21 protein-coding genes are annotated in these 23,616 nt (G+C 57.4%); 20 read left to right on the plus strand and 1 reads right to left on the minus strand.

Translation table 11 applies throughout. The annotated features are described in order from the left end of the window. The first annotated feature begins 47 nt into the window (after window positions 1-47). The 17 genes from hpt to ACN082_RS01180 all read left to right on the plus strand — a co-directional run bounded on the left by hpt (window position 48) and on the right by ACN082_RS01180 (window position 18,912). Window positions 48-599 carry a hypoxanthine phosphoribosyltransferase gene (gene hpt, locus ACN082_RS01100; protein ID WP_419099011.1) on the plus strand — a complete coding sequence of 184 codons (552 nt, stop codon included), beginning with the start codon at window positions 48-50 and terminating at the stop codon, window positions 597-599. Window positions 600-923: 324 nt separating this feature from the next. Further along, on the plus strand, window positions 924-2,987 hold the full coding sequence (ftsH, locus tag ACN082_RS01105) for an ATP-dependent zinc metalloprotease FtsH (RefSeq protein ID WP_419099440.1): 2,064 nt from the start codon (window positions 924-926) through the stop codon (window positions 2,985-2,987). Further along, window positions 2,978-3,544 (plus strand): GTP cyclohydrolase I FolE, encoded by a 567-nt coding sequence (gene folE / locus ACN082_RS01110; protein ID WP_419099012.1) that lies wholly within the window; start codon window positions 2,978-2,980, stop codon window positions 3,542-3,544. Before ftsH ends, folE begins: the two co-directional genes overlap by 10 nt. 320 nt (window positions 3,545-3,864) lie before the next feature. After that, window positions 3,865-4,761, plus strand: coding sequence for a dihydropteroate synthase (gene folP / locus ACN082_RS01115; RefSeq protein WP_419099013.1), 897 nt, complete (start codon window positions 3,865-3,867; stop codon window positions 4,759-4,761). Window positions 4,762-5,013: 252 nt separating this feature from the next. Continuing rightward, a complete protein-coding gene (gene folB / locus ACN082_RS01120) occupies window positions 5,014-5,427 on the plus strand; it encodes a dihydroneopterin aldolase (protein WP_419099014.1) in 414 nt (137 codons plus the stop codon). Then, on the plus strand, window positions 5,417-5,923 hold the full coding sequence (folK, locus tag ACN082_RS01125) for a 2-amino-4-hydroxy-6-hydroxymethyldihydropteridine diphosphokinase (protein ID WP_419099015.1): 507 nt from the start codon (window positions 5,417-5,419) through the stop codon (window positions 5,921-5,923). Before folB ends, folK begins: the two co-directional genes overlap by 11 nt. Next, window positions 5,920-6,441 (plus strand): DUF3180 domain-containing protein, encoded by a 522-nt coding sequence (locus tag ACN082_RS01130; RefSeq protein ID WP_419099016.1) that lies wholly within the window; start codon window positions 5,920-5,922, stop codon window positions 6,439-6,441. Before folK ends, ACN082_RS01130 begins: the two co-directional genes overlap by 4 nt. Window positions 6,442-6,527: 86 nt before the next feature. Continuing rightward, window positions 6,528-7,124, plus strand: coding sequence for a PH domain-containing protein (locus ACN082_RS01135; protein ID WP_419099017.1), 597 nt, complete (start codon window positions 6,528-6,530; stop codon window positions 7,122-7,124). Then, window positions 7,124-8,677: a PH domain-containing protein gene (locus ACN082_RS01140; RefSeq protein WP_419099018.1), complete on the plus strand. Its 1,554-nt coding sequence runs from the start codon at window positions 7,124-7,126 to the stop codon at window positions 8,675-8,677. Before ACN082_RS01135 ends, ACN082_RS01140 begins: the two co-directional genes overlap by 1 nt. Window positions 8,678-8,688: 11 nt before the next feature. Next, entirely contained in the window at window positions 8,689-9,366 is a 678-nt protein-coding gene (locus tag ACN082_RS01145; RefSeq protein WP_419099019.1) for an ABC transporter ATP-binding protein, read from the plus strand. Then, window positions 9,356-10,732, plus strand: a complete 1,377-nt coding sequence (locus ACN082_RS01150; protein ID WP_419099020.1) for a hypothetical protein — start codon at window positions 9,356-9,358, stop codon at window positions 10,730-10,732. The genes ACN082_RS01145 and ACN082_RS01150 overlap by 11 nt, the downstream gene beginning before the upstream one ends. A 51-nt stretch (window positions 10,733-10,783) precedes the next feature. After that, complete coding sequence (locus tag ACN082_RS01155) at window positions 10,784-11,680, plus strand: Rossmann-like and DUF2520 domain-containing protein (RefSeq protein ID WP_419099021.1); 897 nt, start codon at window positions 10,784-10,786, stop codon at window positions 11,678-11,680. Between the two features lie 91 nt (window positions 11,681-11,771). Continuing rightward, window positions 11,772-12,638 (plus strand): pantoate--beta-alanine ligase, encoded by an 867-nt coding sequence (panC, locus tag ACN082_RS01160; RefSeq protein WP_419099441.1) that lies wholly within the window; start codon window positions 11,772-11,774, stop codon window positions 12,636-12,638. Between the two features lie 99 nt (window positions 12,639-12,737). Continuing rightward, window positions 12,738-14,195: a lysine--tRNA ligase gene (lysS, locus tag ACN082_RS01165; protein ID WP_419099442.1), complete on the plus strand. Its 1,458-nt coding sequence runs from the start codon at window positions 12,738-12,740 to the stop codon at window positions 14,193-14,195. 524 nt (window positions 14,196-14,719) lie between these two features. Next, entirely contained in the window at window positions 14,720-15,073 is a 354-nt protein-coding gene (locus tag ACN082_RS01170) for a histone-like nucleoid-structuring protein Lsr2 (protein ID WP_419099022.1), read from the plus strand. Window positions 15,074-15,465: 392 nt separating this feature from the next. Next, window positions 15,466-18,048, plus strand: coding sequence for an ATP-dependent Clp protease ATP-binding subunit (locus tag ACN082_RS01175; RefSeq protein ID WP_419099023.1), 2,583 nt, complete (start codon window positions 15,466-15,468; stop codon window positions 18,046-18,048). Between the two features lie 357 nt (window positions 18,049-18,405). Further along, a complete protein-coding gene (locus tag ACN082_RS01180) occupies window positions 18,406-18,912 on the plus strand; it encodes an amino-acid N-acetyltransferase (protein WP_419099024.1) in 507 nt (168 codons plus the stop codon). 132 nt (window positions 18,913-19,044) lie between these two features. On the opposite strand, the gene ACN082_RS01185 is transcribed toward ACN082_RS01180, so the two are convergent. After that, on the minus strand, window positions 19,045-20,010 hold the full coding sequence (locus ACN082_RS01185) for an A/G-specific adenine glycosylase (protein WP_419099025.1): 966 nt from the start codon (window positions 20,008-20,010) through the stop codon (window positions 19,045-19,047). A gap of 87 nt (window positions 20,011-20,097) precedes the next feature. Between ACN082_RS01185 and ACN082_RS01190 the strand changes: the two genes are divergently transcribed. The 3 genes from ACN082_RS01190 to radA all read left to right on the plus strand — a co-directional run bounded on the left by ACN082_RS01190 (window position 20,098) and on the right by radA (window position 23,553). Then, window positions 20,098-20,907 (plus strand): hypothetical protein, encoded by an 810-nt coding sequence (locus ACN082_RS01190; protein ID WP_419099026.1) that lies wholly within the window; start codon window positions 20,098-20,100, stop codon window positions 20,905-20,907. A gap of 94 nt (window positions 20,908-21,001) precedes the next feature. Beyond that, a complete protein-coding gene (disA, locus tag ACN082_RS01195) occupies window positions 21,002-22,069 on the plus strand; it encodes a DNA integrity scanning diadenylate cyclase DisA (protein ID WP_419099027.1) in 1,068 nt (355 codons plus the stop codon). 74 nt (window positions 22,070-22,143) lie between these two features. Next, the gene (gene radA, locus ACN082_RS01200) at window positions 22,144-23,553 is read left to right on the plus strand and encodes a DNA repair protein RadA (protein WP_419099028.1); all 1,410 of its coding nucleotides are present in this window, start codon (window positions 22,144-22,146) and stop codon (window positions 23,551-23,553) included. Window positions 23,554-23,616: the final 63 nt, after the last annotated feature.

The raw sequence follows: 23,616 nt of genomic DNA on the forward strand, positions 1-23,616 counted from the left end.
CCCACGGTAGGGTACTTTCCTCTTTTACCCCAGCAGAAAGATCAACTGTGGACGCACTCGATGTACAGAAAGACATTAAGCACGTTCTCTTCACCAAAGAAGAGATCGACGCCAAAATCAAGGAGCTAGCCGCTCAGATTGATAAGGACTACCAAGGGCGGGACGTCCTGCTCGTTGGCGTGCTTAAGGGTGCCATTATGGTAGTTGCTGATCTTTCGCGCGCTCTCAAAGCTCACTACACCATGGACTGGATGGCAGTCTCCTCCTACGGTTCGGGCACCAAGTCCTCCGGTGTGGTCCGTATTCTCAAAGATTTGGATACCGACTTGACCGGCCGCGATGTGCTTATCGTTGAGGACATCATCGACTCGGGCCTAACCCTCAAATGGCTCCAACAGAACCTGGTCTCTCGCGGCGCTTCCTCCGTGGAAATCTGCACTCTGCTCCGCAAGCCCAAGAGCGTGAAGACCGATGTTGAGGTCAAGTACGTTGGCTGGGATATCGAACCTGAGTTCGTGGTGGGTTATGGCCTGGACTTTGCTGAGCGTTACCGCAACCTTGATTGCATCGTAACCCTGGCACCCCACGTCTACTCCTAAGAGCTAAGGGGAGCTTCAGGTCAGGGGCGGAGGCTCACACTCCGCCCCTGACCTGCACCCGGGAGCTTGCCCCCTTTAGCCCTGAGGTGAAAAATCAGAGCTAGGGAGCAAGCAGCCGGTAAGTTTAGGTACATTAGATAGGTCTGAGGCTCACTGCACCCAAAAACCGGGGTGCAGAGCAACCAAAGTTGCGGGGGGATTCAAGCAACCCCCGCACCATCATGTGTGGAAGGCGCGGCTGTGCAGAAAACGGATAACACCCCTGACCCCAAGCAAAAGGGGTTCTTCGGCAAGCTCATTTCTGGGCCCTGGTTCTGGGTTCTCATGGCTTTGCTGATCGCTGTTCCTATGCTGTTTGCCAATTCCATGGCAGCATCATCGCGCGTTGACACCAACGTTGGTATTGGCCTGCTGAACGACCACAAGGTAGTCAGTGCCAAAATTTATGACGGCGACCAGCGCGTTGACCTGGAACTCAAAGATGACTACGTCAATGCTGCTGGTGATAACCAGGGTAAGTCGGTGAGCTTCTACTATGTTGCCCCCCGAGCCGCAGATGTCATTACAGCTATGGATGATGCCTCACTTGAGTCCTACACCGACCAGCCGGTACAGACTAACTGGTTTACCTCCACACTCTACATGATTCTGCCCTTTGTCATCATGGTGGGCCTTTTCTGGCTCATCATGTCCCGTATGGGCGGCGGCAGCTCACAGATTATGAACTTCTCCAAGTCGCGCGCTAAGAAGTTCAACAAAGATAACCCCACCGTCCGCTTCGCCGATGTCGCAGGCGTGGACGAGGCCCTGGCCGAACTCGAAGAGGTCCGCGAATTCCTGGCCGAACCCGAGAAGTTCACCCGCCTGGGTGCAAAAATCCCCAAGGGCGTTCTGCTCTACGGCCCTCCCGGTACCGGTAAGACCCTGCTCGCTAAAGCAGTTGCGGGCGAAGCCGGTGTGCCCTTCTACTCCATCTCCGGCTCAGACTTCGTTGAAATGTTCGTGGGTGTGGGTGCCTCGCGTGTGCGGGACCTTTTCAAGGAAGCCAAGACCAACAAGGCCGCCATTATCTTTGTGGACGAAATCGACGCTGTAGGCCGCCAGCGCGGCATCGGCATGGGTGGCGGTAACGACGAGCGTGAGCAGACCCTCAACCAGCTCCTAGTTGAGATGGACGGTTTCGACGGTAGCTCCAACATCATCGTTATTGCGGCAACCAACCGCCCCGACGTTCTTGACCCCGCCCTGCTGCGCCCTGGCCGTTTCGACCGCCAGGTAGGGGTTGACGCCCCCGACCTTAAGGGTCGCCAGCGAATCCTGGAAGTGCACGCCGCAGGTAAGCCTATCGACCGCCGCGTAGAGCTGGCCTCCGTCGCTAAGCGCACACCCGGCTTCACCGGTGCAGACCTGGCAAACGTCATGAACGAAGCCGCCCTGCTTACCGCCCGCGACGGCGGGAACGTCATTGACGAGCGCGCCATCGACGAGGCCATTGACCGTGTCATGGCTGGCCCCCAGCGATCCTCACGCATCATGAAGGAGCATGAACGCAAGGTCACCGCCTACCACGAAGGCGGCCACGCCCTGGTCGCGGCGGCCCTACGTAACTCAGCCCCGGTCACCAAGATTACGATTCTTCCCCGTGGCCGTGCCCTGGGCTACACCATGGTCATGCCCCAGGACGACAAGTACTCCACCACTCGCAACGAGCTACTGGATCAGATGGCCTACGCTATGGGTGGCCGTGCAGCCGAAGAAATTGTCTTCCACGACCCCTCCACCGGCGCCTCCAACGACATTCAGAAGGCCACCGATACCGCCCGCAAGATGGTCACCGAATACGGTATGAGCACCAAGGTAGGCTCCGTGCGCCTGGTCGCCAAGGAATCCGACCCCTTCCTGGGTGGTGGCTCCGGTGGCGGCAACCAGCACTCCGACCAGCTGGCCTTTACCGTTGACCAGGAGGTTCACGACCTGCTCTCTATGGCTCACGATGAGGCCCACGAAATCCTCATGGAGAACCGTGACGTGCTGGATACCCTGGCTTACGCCCTACTCGAGCGCGAAACCCTGCTAGAGAACGAAATCGCCGAAATCTTCAAGGATGTCCGCAAGCGCCCCGAGCGCGCCCAGTGGCTGTCCAAGGAGAACCGCGAAATCTCAACCCTCCCCCCGGTCCTGGCCCCGAGCGAACGCGAAGCCGCCGAGCAGGCTAAGGCAAAGAACACCCCTGAGCAGGGCGAAACTGCTGAGCCCGCAGACCAGCAGGGTATCGTGCAGCAGCCCGTAGTTGACCCTATGGAACCCGGCAACCCGCACCCCGGTGCCGCTGGCCCCGACGGCAACCCAGATATCGACCCCTTGGGTGGCAATCGCTCATGGCAGTAGACCAACCGCGTATTGAAGCTGCCGTCCGTGAAATCCTCCTTGCCATCGGTGAGGACCCTGAGCGTGATGGCCTGCTTGAAACCCCGGCACGCGTGGCTAGGGCCTACGAGGAAATGTTCTCTGGCCTGCACCAGGATGCCGGTCAGCTCCTGAGCACCACCTTCGATATCGACCATTCCGAGCTGGTCCTGGTCAAGGACATTCCTTTCTACTCCACCTGCGAGCACCACCTGGTTCCTTTCTACGGGACTGCCCACATCGGCTATATTCCCGGTGGCGACGGTAAAGTTACCGGCCTGTCTAAGCTGGCCCGCCTGGTCGATCTGTACGCCAAGCGCCCGCAGGTACAGGAGCGGCTGACAACTCAGGTCATTGAGGCACTGGTTGAACACCTGAACCCCGCCGGGGCTATCGTAGTTATGCAGGCTGAGCACATGTGCATGTCCATGCGTGGGGTGCGCAAGCCTGGCGCTAAGACCGTGACGAGTGCGGTGCGCGGTGCTCTACGTGACCCTGCCACTCGTGCTGAGGCGATGAGTTTAATGAACGCTTCGTAGGCTTTTATAGAGCTCAATACCGTTCCTGCCAACACCCTTAAACGCCAGCCCCGAGCCAGTTGGCGGGAACGGTATTGAGCTTGAGACGGCACCAACCCCCACACACCCTTAAACGCCAGCCCCGAGCCAGTTGGCGGGAACGGTATTGAGCTTGAGACGGCACCAACCCCCACACACCCTTATAGACCAGCCCCGAGCCAGTTAGCGGCTATAGCAAGCCCTCGTAACTTAGCCCAAGTAGCATTGAACCAGGCACCGGTGATAGAGCCGGTGCCTTTCTTTCTGCTTTTAGACCGGGCGCACAGTGTTACGCTGAAACCATGACTCTTCCCCACGCCCACGGCTCCTTTGAGAACCTGCCCACTGACCGCACCCTGATTATGGGGATTCTTAACGTAACCCCCGATTCTTTCTCGGACGGGGGGCTTTACGACGACCCCGCCGCCGCTGTTGGCCACGCCCGCGAACTGGTAGCCCAGGGGGCAGACATCATCGATATTGGCGGTGAATCGACCCGCCCCGGCGCTATTCGTGTACCTCTGGCCGAGGAACAGCGCCGCGTCCTACCTGTGGTCGAAGCCCTGGTTGCCGAGGGCATTGTCATGTCCGTAGACACCCTCAACCCCGAGACCGCACGAGCTGCCGTTGAAGCCGGTGCGCATATCATCAACGATGTTGCGGGCATGAGCCTGCGTGAGGATATGGTGTCCACCGTAGCAGAATTGGGTGTGCCCTACATTCTGATGCACGCGCGCGGCAGCTCCCAGAACATGGATACCCAAGCCACCTACACCAATGTGGTTGAGGAAGTGCTGGGGGAGCTCTTCGTGCTGCGTGAGCGTCTACTAGCCGGGGGAGTAGCACCAGAGAACATCATTCTCGACCCCGGCCCTGGTTTTGCCAAGCAGGGGGATCAGAACTGGCAGGTTCTAGCGGCCACCGAGCAACTGGCCGAGCAGGGGCACAGGGTACTGGTTGCTGGTTCTCGCAAACGCTTTATCGCCCGCCTTCTGCAGGAACTCGATGCTGCCACAAACGGGCTAGACCTAGAAAAAGTGACCGAACGGTCGGCTACCGAACGGGACATCGCTTCTGCCGCTCTTTCCCTCTTGGCTGCCGATGCTGGTGCCTGGGCTGTACGTGTTCATGATGTGCAGGCAACAGCCGATGCGCTGGCCGTACGAACCGCCTGGTTAGAGGCAACACGAGGTAGCTGAAAGCACAGAATAAGGCCTGACATAGAGTCGTCATATATAAAAATGTATATGTGACTTTAAGCGCTTTAGGGTGGCCTGCGCGCTGGGTGCGGTTAGGTTTATAGCCCTTGAAAAATGGGGCATCTAGCGCCTCTAGGCCTACCTTGTGCAGATCAAGCCCGTCCTCCGGTGCCCTCCCCGCAGGGTGCATAATTGCAGACAAAAGCGCCGGCGCTTTTCTGAGTCGGCGGCTACTTTCGGTGAAAGGTGCCCATGCAAGATCAGAGCTCTTCGCGTGCAACTGTTCGGGACTATTCGCGCGCCGACCGTATTACCCTCACCGGCGTCGGTGGAGTGGGCTATCACGGGGTACTTGAGTCAGAGAAACAGACGGGGCAGCCCTTCTTCGTTGATGTCACCATGTTCACCGATTTCACCCGGGCAGCAGCTACCGACGATGTTGCCCACACCGTTAACTACGCAGAAGTAGCGGAGACGATTAGAGCTGTCATCACCGGTGAGTCGCTCGACTTGATTGAGACACTAGCCGAACAGCTGGCCCGAACAATCCTAGAACAGTTCCCTCTGCTCGCTGTTGAACTGACCGTACATAAACCGAAGGCTCCCATCGAAGTGACCTTCGCCGATGTTTCGGTCACGATTTTTAGGGAGAATAATGCCCGTTAAAGCTATCCTTGCCCTGGGGTCAAACCTGGGGGACAGTGAAGAAACTCTGGTGCGGGCTATTGCCGATATCTGCTCCCACGAAAAAATTACCGTTACTAAGATTTCACCTATAGCTATTACAGCGCCTGTGGGTGGGCCAGCAGACCAAGATGACTACGCAAATATGGTTGTTGAGGTTGAAACCTCACTCAGACCCTTCCAACTTTTGGAGTACGCTCAGCAGATTGAGCAGAAGCATCACCGTGTGCGCGATGTCCGCTGGGGGCCTCGCACTCTTGACATAGACATTATTGATATTGCCTCTATTCAGATGGATGATCCTGAGCTGACCTTGCCTCACCCGCGGGCTGCTGAGAGGGCTTTTGTCCTAGAACCCTGGGCTCGTATGGATCCTGATGCGCTTCTGCTGGGCGAACCTGTACGGGATCTAGCTGACCGCGCTGAGGATATTGGGGGGATCCGCGAATTCCATCCTGCACCGGTGGTGTGCCTATGAGGCTGAGGAGCCGGGCACTTGCCCTCACCTTCGCCCTAGGGGTTTTGACAGGTTCGGTTTTTAACCTCTTGAGCATCAAGATGGGGGGCCGTGAGCTATCCCTACCCGCCCTTATTGTGCTGGTTTGCCTCATTGTAGGCACGGTGGCCCTGTACTGGGGCCGCCAGGTTGCTCAATACAGCCGGGTCGAAACCCGTAATCGGGCAACTAACATGACCCCGCTCTTTGCGGCTCGGGTCGCTGTTTTCGCTCAGGCTATGGCTCTGACCGGGGCGCTCATGATGGGCTGGCAGGTAGCGATTTTGGTCTATCAGTTGGGTTTAACCGGGGCTCGTGCCACCTGGTCACCCCTGGTCGATACTCTGTGTGCCCTAGCCGGTGGGCTCATTCTCTTGGTGTGCGGAATCCTTGTTGAGAACTGGTGCAAGATTCCGCCGAACGACGACGAACCCGGAGGCGGACTAACAGAGGCTGCCCCACAGCCAGGTCCCCTGGGCCGCACTAGCGATAAAACGTAGACTGTAGGGGGAATGGGGGGCGGTTTTATGGCCCCTTCCGCAGGTTTGACTCTGATGCAACCGAGGCAGAAAAGGGTGGTATAAGCATGGACGATATCTCGTGGACTCAGCCTTCCCCTAACCGGGCAGAGCAAAAGCTCTTCAGCCCGACCTTGCCTCCCTTGGATCTGGACGGCGCTGGCCGGGGTGTTAGTACCCTGCCGGAGGTCTCCTGGAAAGGTGTTTCTACCCGTTATGTTCGGGTGCGTCTGATAGCCCGCCTGATATGGTCTCTTGGGCTGACAGGAGCTGCTTTCTTACCGTTAGTTTTTACCCGGTTTCTGGGCTGGTGGGACTGGCCTCTCTGGCTGTCTTACCTGCTTCCTGCTCTGGTTCTTGCCCTGAACATCTGGCTCAGTCTTCTGGTTAAAGGGCAGGTGCTGGCGCTTGGTTACAGCGAACGTCAGGACCACCTGCTGGTGCGGCGGGGCCTGATGTTCCGTTCGGTGACCGCTATACCCTATGGGCGCATCCAGTATATTGATGTGACTTCCGGCCCTATCCTCAACGCCCTGAACCTAGCAAATGTAGAGGTGCGGACTGCGGCCAACAGCACCACCGTCCCCGGGCTAGAGCGTACGATTGCGGAGAACCTACGCGAGGTCCTGACCGACCTGTCCGATGCCAAGATGGTTGGTCTCTAATGGCAGAGTCGCGCACAGAGCATACAGAGCATACAGAGCAACAGGGGGAGCCTGAACCCGTGAAGCTGGTCTGGCAGCGTGCTCACCCGCTATCCCCTCTGGTGAAGGCCTGGCTGCTTATCTTTATCTTCTTCTTTACCATTGGGCGTCATGCGGTGGAAAGCCTGCTGTCGGGGGAATTTGATGCTGACCCCAGCGCCCGCCTTAAGAGTGGGCCCCCGGACACGGCGCTTTTTGCCTGGACCGCTGTCTTTGGCACCTACTGGTATCTTGCGGCCCTGCTGGCTCTCTTTCTAATTTTCTTTATCCCTATGATGAGCCAGTGGTTCTTCTACCGTTTTGCGGTGGATGGGCAGAACCTCTATCTCAAGAGCGGGGCAATTTTCCGCACCGAACGAAAAGCACGGTTGGATAGGGTGCAGTCTATTGACGTCAACCGTCCCTTTGCGGCCCGTCTGCTGGGGCTGGCAGAGCTTAAGTTTGATGTGGCCGATGGTGATTCCTCTGCTCTCAAGGTTGAGTATCTGAGCTACCGCCGTGCCCGTCAGCTTCGCGATGAGCTCTTAGCTCAGGTTGGCTCCCTCAAAGCTCCTGCCCAGACTGTAGCCGGTGAAGCCGCTACTCTCCCTGCGCAGGGGGAGAAGCACCTTTCTGAGCCTTTAGTCCAGCACCTGACCGAGAATTTTATGGGTCTTACAGGTGAGGATGAGCGCCTTATTGTTAAAGTGCCTCTGGGCCGCCTGATTGGTTCCCTGGTTTTTAACTTTGGTTGGGGGCTGGGTCTGCTTATTGGCATAGGCCTAAGCGCGTTTATGGTGTCAGCTGACTGGGGTATCGGCACTATCATCACGTCTAATCTTGCTGTGATTCTGGGCGTTTTCGCGGGAGCTTTGAAGCGGTTGAATACCGGCTTTAACTTTTCGCTGTCTACGAGTTCTAGCGGCTTGAAGACCCGTTATGGACTGTGGGACACCACCACGCAGACCCTGCCGGCCGGTAGGGTCCAGCGCCTGCAGGTGGAGCAGCCTTTCCTCTGGCGGTTTTTCGGCTGGTATCGGGTTAGGGTGACGCTGGCGGGTAAAAGCGAATTGGATGAACAGGCTACCGGTGAGCTTTTGCCGGTGGGCACCTTTGACGATGTTCTTGCTATTGTCCAGCTCATTCTGCCTGCTTTGAGCCAGGGTGGAGTATCCATTGGGCATCTGCGTGAAGGCTTGGGCGCTCTTGAGGGCCGTGCTGGTTTTACGGTTTCTCCTGCTTCGGCTCGTGTTTTTGACTGGTTTACTTACCGGTATAACGGTTTCTTGCAGACTCCTGAGTTCTTGCTGGTTCGTTCGGGTCGGTGGCATCGGCGGTTTGGCATGGTGCCTCATAGGAAAATCCAGGGGGTTGCTTTGCGGCAGGGGCCCTGGCAAAGGCGTCTAGGTCTTGCCCACCTAGAGGTGTCGGTGGCCGGGAGTGCCTTAGGGACACGCGTATCTCACCTTGATGCAGAGGTCGCGCGAGCCTTGCTGGTTCGTCAATCCCAGCTTGCTGTGCTTGAGCGCATGTAGAGTGTATATTCATGAGCGAACAATCCTTACTTATGGATCGGGCGGCCAAGTCATACCGCGATAACTTCATTTTTTCGGAGATATCCGTGACCTTTGAGCCGGGTACCTACTCCACTCTGGTCGGCCCCAACGGTTCGGGTAAATCGACCTTTATGAGTTGCCTGCTTCAGCAGGAAGAATTGACTGAGGGGCATGTGGTCCTGGATGGACAGCCTATTACTTCAGCTTCTCCAGAGTTTCGCCTGCAGGTTTTTGGTATCAATGATTCTGTGGGTTGGCTACCCGGAGTGACGGTGGGCCAGCACCTTGAGATGATTGCCTCCCAGGGGCCTGCTCTTGCCCAGGAGCTGGGGTTTGACCCTGCACAACTGCTGAGCGCGCGTGATGCCCTCGAAGAGCTAGGTGTACCCCAAGTTTACGACAGGGAGGCCTTCACCCTAAGCTCTGGCCAGGAACAGCGTTCTAAACTGGCCTCCTTGCTGGTGCGTCCAGCCCGCTATTACTTCCTGGACGAGCCAGAAAAACGCCTTGATAGGCGGGGTATTGAGTGGGTGGCTGCCTGGGCACAGGAACAAACCGCCCAAGGCCGGGCTGTCTGCCTAGCTACCCACGAACCCAGCCTTAATATGCTCCCCGGAACCCGTAAGCTCACCTTCCCCCTGCTCTTAGATGAGTCCCATGAAAACTAAAATCACCGACAGGTTTGTTGATCTCTATAACCTGAGCTTTTACCTGCTGGTGATGCTAGCGCTGGTGGGCTCAATCTCGTACGCCCTCAAACAGCTCAGGGGCCACTACCTCTACTTCACGCTCGATGACGCTCAGGCTCCCGGCTTTTTCCTGGGTGCCCTGCTTATAGTGGTGGCAGCCTTCGTGACCGTTCTGGGCTTACTGGGCCCGGTAGCTTACTCACCCTCCCAGCTTTTCTGGCGCTATTCCGGTCTTATCCCTGCCAGCAAGAACCCCTGGAAACAACCTGCCATGTGGGGTGCCCTGGGGCTATGGGCGCTGGTAGTGACATCATTTGCCATCATTTTTACGCCCCTAACGCCCCCGCAGCTCTGTGCAGTGCTAACTGCGGCCTGCCTGTATGGTGCTGTGCTGGTTCACGGAGCAATCGGTGTTCAGGCCAGCGGGCACTGGCGGCTACTGGCAGGCTGGGGCGTTCTAGCTTTAGTAACCGGTCTGGGACTGGTCCTTGCGACCACCTGTGATTTACTGCCCGGCTACGACCCCACAAGTACGGCCCAGCTCTGCGCGGCGGGAATCTTGGGTAGCGGCTTTCTGGGCGCGCTGGCCTATGGTCTTGCCGGTACCAGAACGAACCTGACCTGGTACGCCCTCACCAGCGCTTACGGGCGTAGTGCTATCCTCTTTCAGGGGCTCCGCAACCTGGGCGGGGCAGACGGCTACCGCTACTCCGGCTCCCAGAGTGTACGGTTCAGAAGGCGGGTGCTCTCGGCTCGCCCACTCCTGCTGTCTTTGGCTGCTTTAGCTGATAGCACCGGCCCTTTCTTCCTCATCCTTGTTCTCACCATTCCCTTCGCTATCCTAGGTGGAGTTGCCCTGGGGCAGGCTGGTGCCAGTGTGGTGATTGCAGTTGGGGCCTGGATGGTGGCAAGCCTCTACCGCTGGCTGACCCGCGAGTGGGCGGCCAACCTTCCCCTGCGCGGCTGGCTCTCAGCGCCCTACTTTTCTACCGTCCTGGGCTTTGCCGGAGGAGCCACCCTTGCGGCTTCCTGCTATGTTCTGGTGATGGCTCTGGTCTTCCAGCTGCCGCTACTTTCTGCCCTGACCGGTTTTATCTTTGGCCTAGCTACCGCACTCGGTGAACACAACCCACCCTTGACCTATAACTATGACCTGGTCATAACCCTGCCCGAGGGGCTGGTTATCCCTATTGAACCGGCCTCTGCACTTTTCCGTGTGATGCTGGAGATTCTCTCGGTAAGTCTGCTTTTAGGGATTGGTAAGCCTTGGGCTGTTCTTATCCCGCTAGGTATTCTGGGTTCTCGCCTCTACGAGCACTACCGCAAGGGCCACCCCGCACACTAGACTTCGGCAGGTAGACTGGGCAGGTCAGTGTCATCGGCAGAAAGAAAGACCATGAACAGCCCCATTAGACCGGCCCGCCTCAAGATCGGTCTTATCAGCGCCGGCAAAGTCGGTGCGGTACTGGGCGCGGCACTGCGGTCAGCCGGCCACACTATCGCCGGCCTTCACGCGGTTTCTGAAGCCTCCCGCACCCGGGCCGATGCCCTGCTTCCTGGGGTTCCCGTGCTGACCGTCCCCGAAATTATCGAGCAGAGCGAAGTCATCCTGCTAGCAGTTCCCGATGATGCCCTCCCCGGCCTTGTCACAGGAATAGCCCAGACAGACGGTTGGCGTAGCGGCCAAATCCTGATTCACACCTCGGGCCGCCACGGTACAAACGTCCTGGCCCCGGCAACAGCCCAGGGCGCTATCGGTCTTGCCATTCACCCGGCCATGACCTTTACCGGGCTTTCCCTTGACCTGGCGCGGCTGAACTCCACCAGCTTCGGGGTGACTGGCCCAGCCCCCTTCCTTCCCATTGCCCAGGCGCTCGCCGTTGAGATGGGTGGGGAACCCGTCATCATTGCTGAGGGGGACCGGCCGCTCTACCACGCGGCCTTAGCCCACGGCGCTAATCACCTGGTAACAGTCACCGGCCAGGCACTCCAAATTCTGAGTTCTATAGGTATTGAAAATCCCGCCCGCTACATTGAGCCGCTCCTGAGGGCCTCCCTGGATAACGCTCTTGCCTCGGGGGAGAACGCCCTGACTGGCCCAGTAGTTCGGGGTGACGCTCATACCGTTGCGGCACATGCCCAGACTTTGGCAAACTATGCCCTGGAAGAAGGCGCAGAAGATATTCCTACTGCCTACCTTGCCCTAGCCAAGGCGACTGCCCAGAGAGCATACACTCGCGGGGCACTAACTCAAGAGCAGTACCATAGTGTCTTGAGCGCACTTGCCGGGTAAACTGGGAGAGCGCAAAAAACCGAAAGGAAACCTCGCCACCGTGACGAGCCAAATCCCCATCGCACACACTATCTCCGATCTCGCCCGTGAAATGCTTCTTTCTATGACCACGGCAACAGCACAGGTTGAGAAAAATGGAGCCGCAAAGTCTAAGAAGAAACTCAGCGTTGGCTACGTAGCCACCATGGGGGCCCTCCATGAGGGGCACGCCACCCTGATTCGTCGTGCCCGTGAACAGAACGATCTTGTTGTTCTCTCGATTTTTGTGAACCCCCTTCAGTTCGGTCCCGGTGAAGATTTTGAGCATTACCCTAGGACCCTTCAAGCAGATGCTGAGCTAGCCGCTCAGGCAGGGGTTGACGTAATTTTCGCTCCTCAGGTAGAAGATATCTACCCCGGCGGCAATCCGAAAATTACCGTCTCGTCGGGCAAGCTGGGCACCCTCTTTGAGGGGAAAACCCGCCCCGGGCACTTCGACGGTGCCTTGACTGTTGTCAATAAGTTCTTCAATATCCTTAAGCCCATGGTGGGGCAGGCTACCCTCAACGCGTACTTTGGGCAGAAGGACGCCCAGCAGCTGGCTCTGATTCAGCGCATGGTCAAAGATTTCAACCACGAGGTTGTTATTAAGCCTGTGCCGATTGTGCGTGCCGATGACGGTTTGGCGCTATCCTCCCGAAATCAGTACCTGAGCGCCGAAGAACGCGAATCTGCTCTGGTGCTCTCCCGCACTCTGGCTACCCTGCGTGAGCAGTACATCACCGGGGCTTTCTCTCCGGAGCAGGTTGAGCGGGCCCGCCAAACGATTGATAAGACCGACGGTGTCCGCCTGGACTACCTCGAAGTAGTCGATACTGACACCTTTGAGGCCCCCCTTGATGAGAGCGGACGTGTCCTAGCGCTCGTAGCTGCCTACGTAGGCAATACCCGCCTCATCGATAACATGGAAATCAACTAAGAATCTTTTATCATCAACCTCAGAACAGGTACATCATTGACTGAACAGGGCAAGACCCCCGCAGAGACCAAGGCCGTAGAGAACGCCGCCTCGGAGCAGATGCAGATCCGTCTCGACAAGCGCGCGAAGCTGCTAGAAAGTGGCCGTGAAGCCTACCCGGTAGGTGTTCCCGTTACCCACACCATTACCGAGATTCGTGAAAAGTACGATGGAACTCTTGAAGCTGACCAGACGACCGGCGATATTGTCGGTATCGCTGGGCGCGTAGTGTTCGTGCGTAATACCGGCAAGCTGTGCTTTGCTTCCCTACAGCAGGGTAACGGCACTCGTATTCAGGCCATGATTTCGCTGGCTGGTGTGGGTGAGGAAGCCCTGGCTGATTGGAAGGCTCTGGTTGACCTGGGTGACCATGTATTTGTTCAGGGTGAAGTTATTTCATCTCGCCGTGGTGAGCTTTCGGTCATGGCCGACAGTTGGCAGATGGCTTCTAAGGCTTTGCGCCCCATGCCCAACCTGCATTCTGACCTCAACGAAGAGACTCGTGTCCGCCAGCGCTACCTGGATTTGATGGTGCGTGATGAGGCCCGCGAGCTGGTCATTAAGCGCGCCAAGATTACTCAGACTGTCCGTAACGTGCTGAATAACCACGGCTATATTGAGCTGGAAACTCCGATCCTGCAGCTGATTCACGGTGGTGCGGCAGCGCGTCCCTTTGAGACTCATCTGAATGCTTTTGATCAGCCCATGACCCTGCGTATTGCTACCGAACTCTTCCTCAAGCGCGCCGAAGTCGGTGGCCTAGAACGTGTCTACGAGATTGGCCGTGTATTCCGTAACGAGGGTGTGGACTCCACTCACAGCCCTGAGTTCACCACCCTGGAATGCTATGAGGCTTATGCTGACCAGTTCGTTATGGCCAAGCGTATGCAGGAAATTATTATGGCCTGCGCTGATGCTGTGGGTGTGCACCAGATTGAGACTGAAGCTGGAACCATTGACCTGACCGCTGAGTGGAAGTGGCTGGGTGTCTACCCCGGTCTGTCCGAGGCAGTGGGGGTAGAGATTACTCCTGCAACGAGCGCTGAGGAACTGCGCGCAATCGCGGAGAAGCACTCCGTTGCGGTTGATCCTAAGTGGGATGCCGAGAAGTTAGTCGTGGAGCTCTTCGGTGAGATCGTTGAACCCACCCTGCTGAACCCCACCTTTGTCTATGACTACCCGCCCAGCGCACAGCCGCTGGCCCGTCAGCATCGCTCTGAGAGCAACCTGATTGAAGCGTGGGATCTCATTATCGGTGGCATGGAGCGCGGCACGGCCTTCTCTGAGCTCATTGACCCCGTGATTCAGCGTGAACGGCTCACTGAGCAGTCTAAGCTGGCCGCTGGCGGAGATGACGAAGCCATGCAGCTTGATGAGGACTTCCTGCGTGCCCTGGAGTACGGTGCCCCTCCCATGGGTGGCCTAGGCTTGGGCATTGATCGTTTGATTATGCTCTTTACCGGTGTTGGTATTCGTGAAACTATTCTCTTCCCTTTGATGAAACCCGAAGCTGAATAAGTGAAAAGTAGCCTCTGATTTTTGGCCCGCTCAGCAAAGGCTGGGCGGGCTTTACTCTTGGGTTCTAGGGTAGAGTTCTAGGGTAGATTACCGGGGCTTAAAGAGAGCGAAAGGTTAGAACAGTGGATTTTCTTATTGGGCTAGTGCCCTCCACCTGTGCTGGGGTAGCGCTTTATTTTATTTTGCGGTGGATGAGCCGAGCTGACCGAACAGAAAGAGCCGCGCAGCGTGATATTCAAAAGGATGCTGAGCAGTGGTATCAGTCAGTAAAAAGCTCTGATGGGGCTAGGAATCCTTTTGGCTCCGAAGATTCTTAATAATTTTTTTGAGGGAAACCCGAGATAAGAATCTGGGCTTTATTTCCTATTTGGTGCAATGATATGTATTATTTATTATTAGTCATCGAGGGTGGCTAACTTCGTTACACACCCCACAGCCCAACCAAAGATTTATTAGTCTTTACTTAGGTACCCGAAGTAGCGGAGTGTATATTCCCTTCATCACCTCATCAAAAGGAGAAAACAATGGCTCAGAAGGTCAAGATTATTCTTGAAGACGATCTCGACGGTGGCCCCGCAGACGAAACCGTACGTTTCGGTCTCGACGGTGGTCAGTTCGAAATTGACCTTTCCAGCGCTAACGCTGCCCGCCTGCGCGATGCCATCCGTCCGTTTGCCGCTAAGGCCCGCCGTGCAAATGGTGCTCAGCGCACCGCTGGCCGTCCGGCTGGTTCACGTACCACCCCCAAGCGCAATCCTGAAATTGCTGAGATTCGCAAGTGGGCGCAGGAGAACGGTCATAACGTTTCTAGCCGTGGACGTATTCACCAGGATATCCAGGATGCTTACTACGCTGCTAAGGGTAAAGAAAACAAGTAAATAGTTTCTTTCCCGTTTTTATGGGGCGGAATACCTTAAGGTATTCCGCCCCATTTCTTTACGGGATTCATTGTGTTTACCCATATCAAGGCATCTAAATTGGCGACAGGTGTTCATTATTTGTGGGCCTAATGGGGGAGGAGTTTTTACTTGAAACTTCCTGGGAGTTCTGAGGGAATGTTTTGTGTAACTCCCTGAGGCCGTGAAAGTGCCATTATTATTTTCTAGCGCCCGATACCGCGCAGGGTTTTTGCTCTCTGATTTTTGACGGGTGGGTGTGGGCTTTCGTTCCCTTGTAGGCGAACACCATTCATTCCGTGGCGAACAGGCCCCCGTGGGTTAGAGAACACGCGTAATCTTTTGGGTAATAGTAAGTTTCCAAGGAGTGTTCAATGTTTGAACGGTTTACCGACCGCGCCCGTCGAGTGATTGTGCTTGCCCAAGAAGAGGCACGCATGCTCAACCACAATTACATCGGCACCGAACACATTTTGCTCGGTCTGATCCACGAGGGTGAAGGTATCGCTGCCCGTGCTCTTGAATCGCTCGGGGTTAGCCTCGCCGCTGTCCGTGATCAGGTGCAGGACATCATCGGTTCTGGCGCTCAGGCCTCTAGCGGCCATATCCCTTTTACCCCTCGTGCCAAGAAGGTTCTTGAACTCTCCATGCGTGAGGCTATTCAGCTTAACCACGGCTACATCGGCACCGAACACATTCTGCTCGGTATGGTGCGCGCTAATGAGGGTGTAGGCAACCAGATCCTGACCCAGCTTGGGGCTGAGCCTGCCAAGGTTCGTCAGACCGTGATGGACCTGATTGCCGGCTACCCCGGTAACAACAATGGTGAGGGTGGCAAGGAGACCGCTGGCGTTGGTGCCGGTAATTCCCGTGAGGGCACCCCCGCGGGCTCAGCCATCCTTGACCAGTTCGGTCGTAACCTGACTGCCGCTGCTCGTGAGGGCAAGCTTGACCCCGTGATCGGTCGTCATCAGGAGATGGAGAGGGTTATGCAGGTCCTCTCTCGCCGCACCAAGAACAACCCTGTGCTCATTGGTGAGCCGGGTGTAGGCAAGACCGCTGTGGCTGAGGGCCTTGCCCAGGCTATCGTTCACGGTGATGTTCCTGAAACCCTTAAAGACAAGCACCTTTATACCCTGGATTTGGGTTCTATGGTTGCGGGTTCACGCTACCGCGGTGACTTTGAAGAGCGCATGAAGAAGGTGCTCAAGGAGATCCGCAACCGTGGTGACATCATTCTCTTTATCGACGAGATTCACACCCTGGTTGGTGCCGGTGCAGCTGAGGGCGCCATAGACGCGGCCTCTATTCTCAAGCCCATGCTGGCCCGAGGTGAGCTACAGACCATCGGTGCTACCACCCTGGATGAGTACCGTAAGCACATTGAGAAGGACCCCGCTCTGGAGCGCCGTTTCCAGCCGATTCAGGTGGATGAACCGTCACCCGAGCTGGCTGTGGAAATCCTTAAGGGCCTGCGCGATAAGTACGAGGCTCACCACCGCGTCACCATTTCCGATGAGGCTATCGAGACCGCTGTTAACCTGGCCCACCGCTATATCTCAGACCGGTTTCTGCCCGATAAGGCTGTTGACCTGATTGACGAGGCCGGCGCCCGCCTGCGTATTAAGCGTATGACCGCACCCCCGGAAATCAAGATCTTGGAAGAGCGTATTGCTAAGCTCCGTGGCGAGAAGGAAGAGGCTATCTCGGCTAACGAGTTCGAGAAGGCCGCTGACCTGCGTGATCAAGAGCAGAAGCTGATTGCCGAGAAGGACGAGAAAGAAAAGGAATGGCGTAACGCTGGGGATGCCTTTGGTGAGGTAACCCCCGAGGTTATTGCCGATGTCCTAGCCGCCTCAACTGGCGTTCCTGTCTACAAGATTACTGAAGAAGAGTCCGGTCGTCTGCTCAAGATGGAAGACGAGCTACACAAGCGCGTGATTGGCCAGGAGAACGCTATCAAGGCTCTCTCCCGCTCTATCCGCCGTACCCGCGCCGGTCTGAAAGACCCCAAGCGTCCTGGTGGCTCCTTCATTTTTGCAGGCCCCACCGGTGTCGGTAAGACTGAGCTTGCTAAGGCTCTAGCCGAGTTCCTCTTCGGCGACGAGGATGCCCTTATCACTTTGGACATGTCGGAGTACCAGGAAAAGCACACCGTTTCCCGTCTCTTCGGCGCCCCTCCCGGCTATGTAGGCTACGAGGAGGGCGGCCAGCTGACCGAGAAGGTCCGCCGCAAGCCTTTCTCTGTTGTGCTCTTTGATGAGGTGGAGAAGGCTCACGCTGATCTCTTTAACTCCCTGCTCCAGATTCTTGAGGACGGCCGCCTGACTGACTCACAAGGTCGCGTGGTGGACTTTAAGAACACTGTCATCATCATGACCACCAACCTTGGTTCTCGTGAGATGGCCCGCCGTGTTCCTGTTGGCTTCCAGCAGGTGGGCGACGACGCAGGCACCTACGAGCGTATGCAGGGCCGGGTCATGGAGTCCCTCAAGGAGCACTTCCGCCCCGAGTTCCTGAACCGCGTCGATGACATCATTGTCTTCCCGCAGTTGTCTGAGTCTGAGATTCTGCAGATTGTGGATTTGTTCGTTGCCCGCCTGGCCGTGCGCCTGCGCGAGCAGGATATGTCTATTGAACTGACCGATCAGGCTAAGGCTTTGATGGCCGCTAAGGGCTATGATCCCTCGATGGGTGCCCGCCCCTTGCGTCGTGAGATGCAACGCAACCTGGAGGACCCGCTTTCCGAAAAGATTCTCTTTGGTGAGATCAAGCCCGGTGAGAAGATTACCGTGGACACTGAAGGCGAGGGCGACCTGGCTAAGTTCACCTTTAGCTCTGCCCCTTTGGGTGAGCTGGATAGCGACAGCTTTGACCGTGTCTTTAGCGAAGGTGATCAGAAGGCTGACCAGCCTGCCGTTGCCGAGAGCACGGTGGAAGGTGACAGCCAGCTCTAGACTCTTACCTAAGAAGCCGCCCTGCGCCCTGAGAGGGGAGCCAGGGCGGTTTTCGGTCTTGACAGGGAAAAATATATCGAAATATGGCCTAGTGTTGGAGCTGTAACCAAAGCTTGACCAACCTTTCAGCTAGCGCCCAGGTCTTTAAGGACTTGGCTCAAGGCTAGTGGTCAATACTTAAGTCATGCGGTTCGACAGAGCCCCTGAAGCAAATGGTCTTAGTGCGTAGGACCGCTCAGGACAAGAAAACTCTTGTGTGTATGTGTGTGTAATGATGTAAATCAGCCCCCTCACCAATAGGTGGAACGGGGGCTGATTTATTTTTAACCTGGCTCATGGGGGCAGTAGCCTGGGGGTATGACTTCTTTCCGTGTACGCCGGGCTACCGTGGACGATGTGGCAAATATTCAGGCGCTTGTACGCCCCCTAGCTCTTGAGGGTATCCTCCTTGATAAGGAGGACGTTGCCTACTACGAGGCAATCCAGGAGTTTGTGGTGGCTGAGACCGAAGACGGGCAGATGCTCGGCTGCGGTGCGCTCCATGTGATCTGGCGAAACCTTGCTGAAGTGAGGACTTTAGCTACCGACCCCGCTGCCCGGGGCAGGGGAGTGGGTGCTGCTTTGGTCTCAAATCTGCTAGAGCGTGCCCGGGATTTGGGTGTGGAGAGTGTCTTCTGTTTGACCTTTGAGGTGGACTTCTTTGGGCGATTGGGCTTTAGGGTGATGGAGAACCAGGAAGAGCTTGATCCAGAAACCTACATGCAGCTCCTGCGTTCACACGATGAGGGTGTGGCTGAGTTCTTGGACCTGGCTCGGGTCAAGCCCAATACTCTGGGCAATACCCGCATGATCATCTCCCTCTGAGCCAAGACCTATCAAAATGTTGGCCGCAGCAGTCAGCAAATGACTCGAAGGTATAGAAAGTTTCCTCTGACTTCTGTACTCAACTGCTAGTACTGGTAGGGGTGGCTGTCTCTGTTCCCGGTTCTTAGCAACCTAGAGCGATATCAAGCCCCCGCTGTGTTCCTTGGCGAGACCATCAGCGACTAGCCCCAAGTAGCACCGTTCTATCTGCTCAGAGGTGGGGGAGAGCTTCTGTAATTTTTCTACGGCAGGAACCAGCTCGGTGGGCACCACAAAATCAAGCTGGCCCGGTGCAGTGAGTAAACGCGAAGGAACCGGGGCTAGGGCCGCACGGAGTACACCCAGCATGGCACCCCGCAACTGGCGGTCGGTCCCAGCCCAGGCCTGACCCTTAGGCTGGTAGTCAGCCTCCGGTTTTCCTGCGCCCACCCAGGCACAAGCATCAGCCACGGGGCAGGAAGCGCAAGCCGGTGACTTAGCAGTGCAGATAAGAGCACCCAGCTCCATCACCGATACATTCCACAGGCAAGAAGTAGGGGTATCAGCGGGCATGAGCTCGTCGGCTAGCCGGGTTTCAGCTGCCGTGAGAGAAGGCCCCGGTAAAGCTCTACCCGAGACCAAGCGGGCGTGAACCCTGCGGATATTGGTGTCAATCACCGTAGCCCGGTTGCCAAAAGCAAACACAGAAATAGCCGCCGCCGTATAGGAACCCACACCGGGAAGGTCAAGCAGCTCATCATAGGTGCTGGGTACCTGGCCTCCGTGGCGCTCAACAATAGCCTGAGCGGCAGCGTGCAGACGCAAAGCGCGGCGCGGGTAGCCCAGACGCCCCCAAGCGCGTACTGCCTCCGCGGAATCCTCAGCCGCCAAATCAGCAGGGGTGGGCCAGCGATCCAGCCATACTTCCCAGACCGGCAGTACCCGCTTGACAGGGGTCTGCTGCAGCATAAATTCGCTGACCATGACCTCCCAGGAAGAGTTCTCACCGGTGCGCCAGGGCAAATCACGCCGGTTCTCTAAGTACCAGGAATTGATGCGGGCATGAAGAGCGTTGAGGTCCTGTGGAGCTAAACCGCTCAGAGGCAGAGTAAAAGACACCCCAACACTCTAAAACACGATTGACTTAACCCCCTAATAGGGGCTTAAAAGCTCCTATCTTGGCGTAGAAGACGGTAGTCTAGAGATATGTCTGTTAAAGTTGATTCACCGGTAGAAGAGGTTTCCCCCGAAATCTACCGCCGCCGCCGCATTGTCGCTCTGCTCGTTCTTGTTTTTATCCTGCTCCTGATTATCGGGCTTATCAGCCTGCTGGCCGGTCGCGGAAAGAACACCGAGAGCGCCTCAACCGCCGCTAGCGCTTCTACCAGCGCCGCCGCCTTTAGCGATTTTAGCGAGCGTCCTAGCGAATCAGCATCTGCTTCTGAGAGCGCAAAATCGGACGAAAGCTCCGCTTCTGAAAGCGCCAAAGCCGATGACAGCTCAGCATCAGATGAAGCCAGCAAGAAGGCAGAGGAAGAGTCTGATCAGGAGTCAGCTAAGCCCTCTGATGAAGCCAGTGAGGACGCTGAAGCCACACCTTCTGCTGAACCCAGCGAGGCCCCCGCTGTAGTAGCTGCCTGCACCGCAACAGACCTACAGGTCAGCATCACCTCTGATAGCCCAACCTACGCCGCAGGCCAGAACCCCGCACTCGCTGTAACCTACACCAACACATCAGGTAACCCCTGCATCGTTACCGGTGGCGCTAACAACGTAGATGTCAACATCACCTCCGGCCCCGCCCAGGTCTACAACTACGCTCAGTGCTACGCTAACCCCGTTGCAGACGCCGAAGTCGCGGCCGGTGCCACCAACACCACACCGCTGACCTGGAACCGCTCACTGAATGTCCTCGGTTGCAACACCACCGCAACCATCCAGCCCGGCCACTACTGGGCAACCGCAAGTGTCAACGGTGTAGCCTCACAGCCCATCCGCATCATCGTCACCGGCTAAACCCTAAGGGTTTTCTCTTCCGGTGCCCCGGCATACTCTGCCGGGGCACCGGTCTTTAAGGCAGGAAACAGTCGGGTGCACTAAAATAGGTGGGGTGCTAACGGTTTATAGTGATTCCCTGCTGAAAACAATCGCCCAGATTGCCCCCGGTACGGAGCTACGCGAGGGGCTCGAACGTATCCTACGCGGTCGTACCGGTGCCCTCATCGTGCTGGGCAATGACAAGACCGTTGCCCACATGTCCTCAGGCGGCTTCGCCATCAACACCGAATTCTCGGCAACCCGCGTGCGCGAACTCGCCAAAATGGACGGTGCCATCATCTGCGACCGCGACGCCTCAACCCTATTAGCAGCAGGGGTCCAGCTCCTACCCGACCCCTCTATCGACACCAACGAATCCGGCACCCGCCACCGCACCGCCGAACGAGTCGCCAAACAAACAGGATTCCCCGTTATCGCAGTCAGCGCCTCCATGTCACTGATCTCGGTCTACACCGAAGGAATCCGCTACACGGTCGAAGACGCCCAATCTCTGATGAGCCGCGCCAACCAGGCCATCAGAACCCTCGACAGCTATACCGAACGCCTAGAACAGGTGCTCCACCAGCTTTCCTCCCTCGAAATCGAAGCCAACGTAACCCTGCGCGACGTAGCCAGCACCCTCCAGCGTATGGAAATGGTGCGACGCATCGCAGTAGAAGCCGGGCACTATGTTGTAGAACTGGGCGATGTAGGCCGACTGGTCGCCCTCCAGCTCGAAGAACTAGCCACCCACGACCTGCCCGAAAGCTGGGTCGTGCTCCGTGACTACCTGCCCGCAGACATCACCCCCGAAGAGCTCCAAAAAGCCGTAGCCGCCCTGCAAGAACTCAACGACAAAGAAATCGTTGACTTACTCGTTATCGCCCGCACCGTGGGACTTGGCGAAGAACTCAGCGCCTCCCTACACCCCCACGGACACCGCCTACTAGCAGGCATCAAAACAATGCCCGGAGCAGTCGCAGACCGCCTAGTAGACCGCTTTGACGGCCTCCAATCCCTCATGGCCGCCAGCCTCGATGACCTACGCGCCGTAGAAGGAATCGGGGAACAAAGAGCACGCGTCATCCGCGAATCACTCTCCCGCATGGCAGAAAGCTCCCTGCTCGAACGGTTCATGTAGGTCCCCACCCCGCACCGGTCAGCCGGTAGCTAAGTCACACCTAAAATGTCAGCCCCCGGCTTTATGCTGTGACTATGGCTACCCGAAAAAACACCCGCTCCCGCTCCACCAACGCCTACCGGTGCACCGAATGCGGCTGGACCACCGCTAAATGGGTAGGCCGCTGCGGCGAATGCCAGTCCTGGGGCACCGTCGAAGAAGCCGCCACCGGTGCCATCGCCGCCAAAACCACCGTAGCCTCCAGCGTCCAAACCCCCGCACAACCCATCGGGGCAGTCGACTCCACCGTCGCCCAATACATGAGCACCTGCAACCCCGAATTCGACAGGGTCCTCGGCGGCGGGCTCGTCCCCGGCGCAGTCATCCTCATGGCTGGTGAACCCGGCGTCGGTAAATCCACCCTCCTACTCGATGTAGCTGCCACCTTCGCCCGCGGCAAAGCCACCGGCAAAGCACACAACGTCCTCTACATCACCGGCGAAGAATCCGCCGCCCAGGTCAAACTCCGCGCCGACCGCATCGGCGCACTCGCCGACACCCTCTACCTCACCAGCGAAACAGACCTCGGCACAGCCCTCGCCCACATCGAACAGGTTATCCCTGACCTGCTCATCATTGACTCCGTGCAAACCCTAGCCTCCACAGACGTTGAGGGGAGCGCAGGCGGCGTAACCCAGGTGCGAGAAGTCGCCGCCAGCATCATCGCCGCCGCCAAACGCCGCAACATGTGCACTCTCCTGGTCGGGCACGTCACCAAAGAAGGCACCATCGCCGGCCCCCGCCTCCTAGAACACCTGGTCGATGTCGTCTGCCAATTCGAAGGCGACAAACACTCCCACATCCGCATGCTCCGCGCCATCAAAAACCGCTTCGGCCCCACCGACGAAGTCGGTTGCTTCGACATGCACGAAGACGGCATAGCACCCGTCACCGATCCCTCCGGCCTCTTCGTCTCCCGCACCCCCCACCCGGTGGCCGGAACCTGCGTCACTGTCACCATGGAAGGCCGCCGCCCCCTCCTAGCAGAAGTCCAAGCTCTCCTCGACCAAAGCGCAACACCCCAGCCCCGCCGAGCAACCAGCGGCCTAGATAGCTCCCGCATCTCTATGCTGCTCGCCGTCCTCCAAAAACGAGCCGGCTTCAGCGTGGGAAAACTCGACTGTTACATCTCAACCGTAGGTGGCGCCAAAATCTCCGAGCCCTCCGCAGACCTCGCCTGCGTCATAGCCCTCGCCTCAGCCGCCCAAGACAAACCACTCCCACGCAAACTTGCAGTCTTCGGAGAAGTAGGTCTAGCCGGTGAAGTCAGAGCCGTACCGGGCATCCGCCAACGCATTGCAGAAGTAGGACGCCTGGGCTTCACCCACGTCATTGTCCCTGCCTCCCCGGCAGGTGTGGGCCAAGTACCCGCCGGCGTATCGGTGCGCGAAGTGGCATCGCTGGGGGAGGCCCTGGCCCTGCTCTTTCCCAACGCTGGGAATTAGTTATCGTGATATTCTGCCCAGTACTGGTGCCTGCCAAGATCCCTTAAACGCCAGCCCCGAGAC

The sequence above is a fragment of the Rothia sp. CCM 9417 genome (genome assembly GCF_048513575.1).
Taxonomy (GTDB): Bacteria; Actinomycetota; Actinomycetes; order Actinomycetales; family Micrococcaceae; genus Rothia.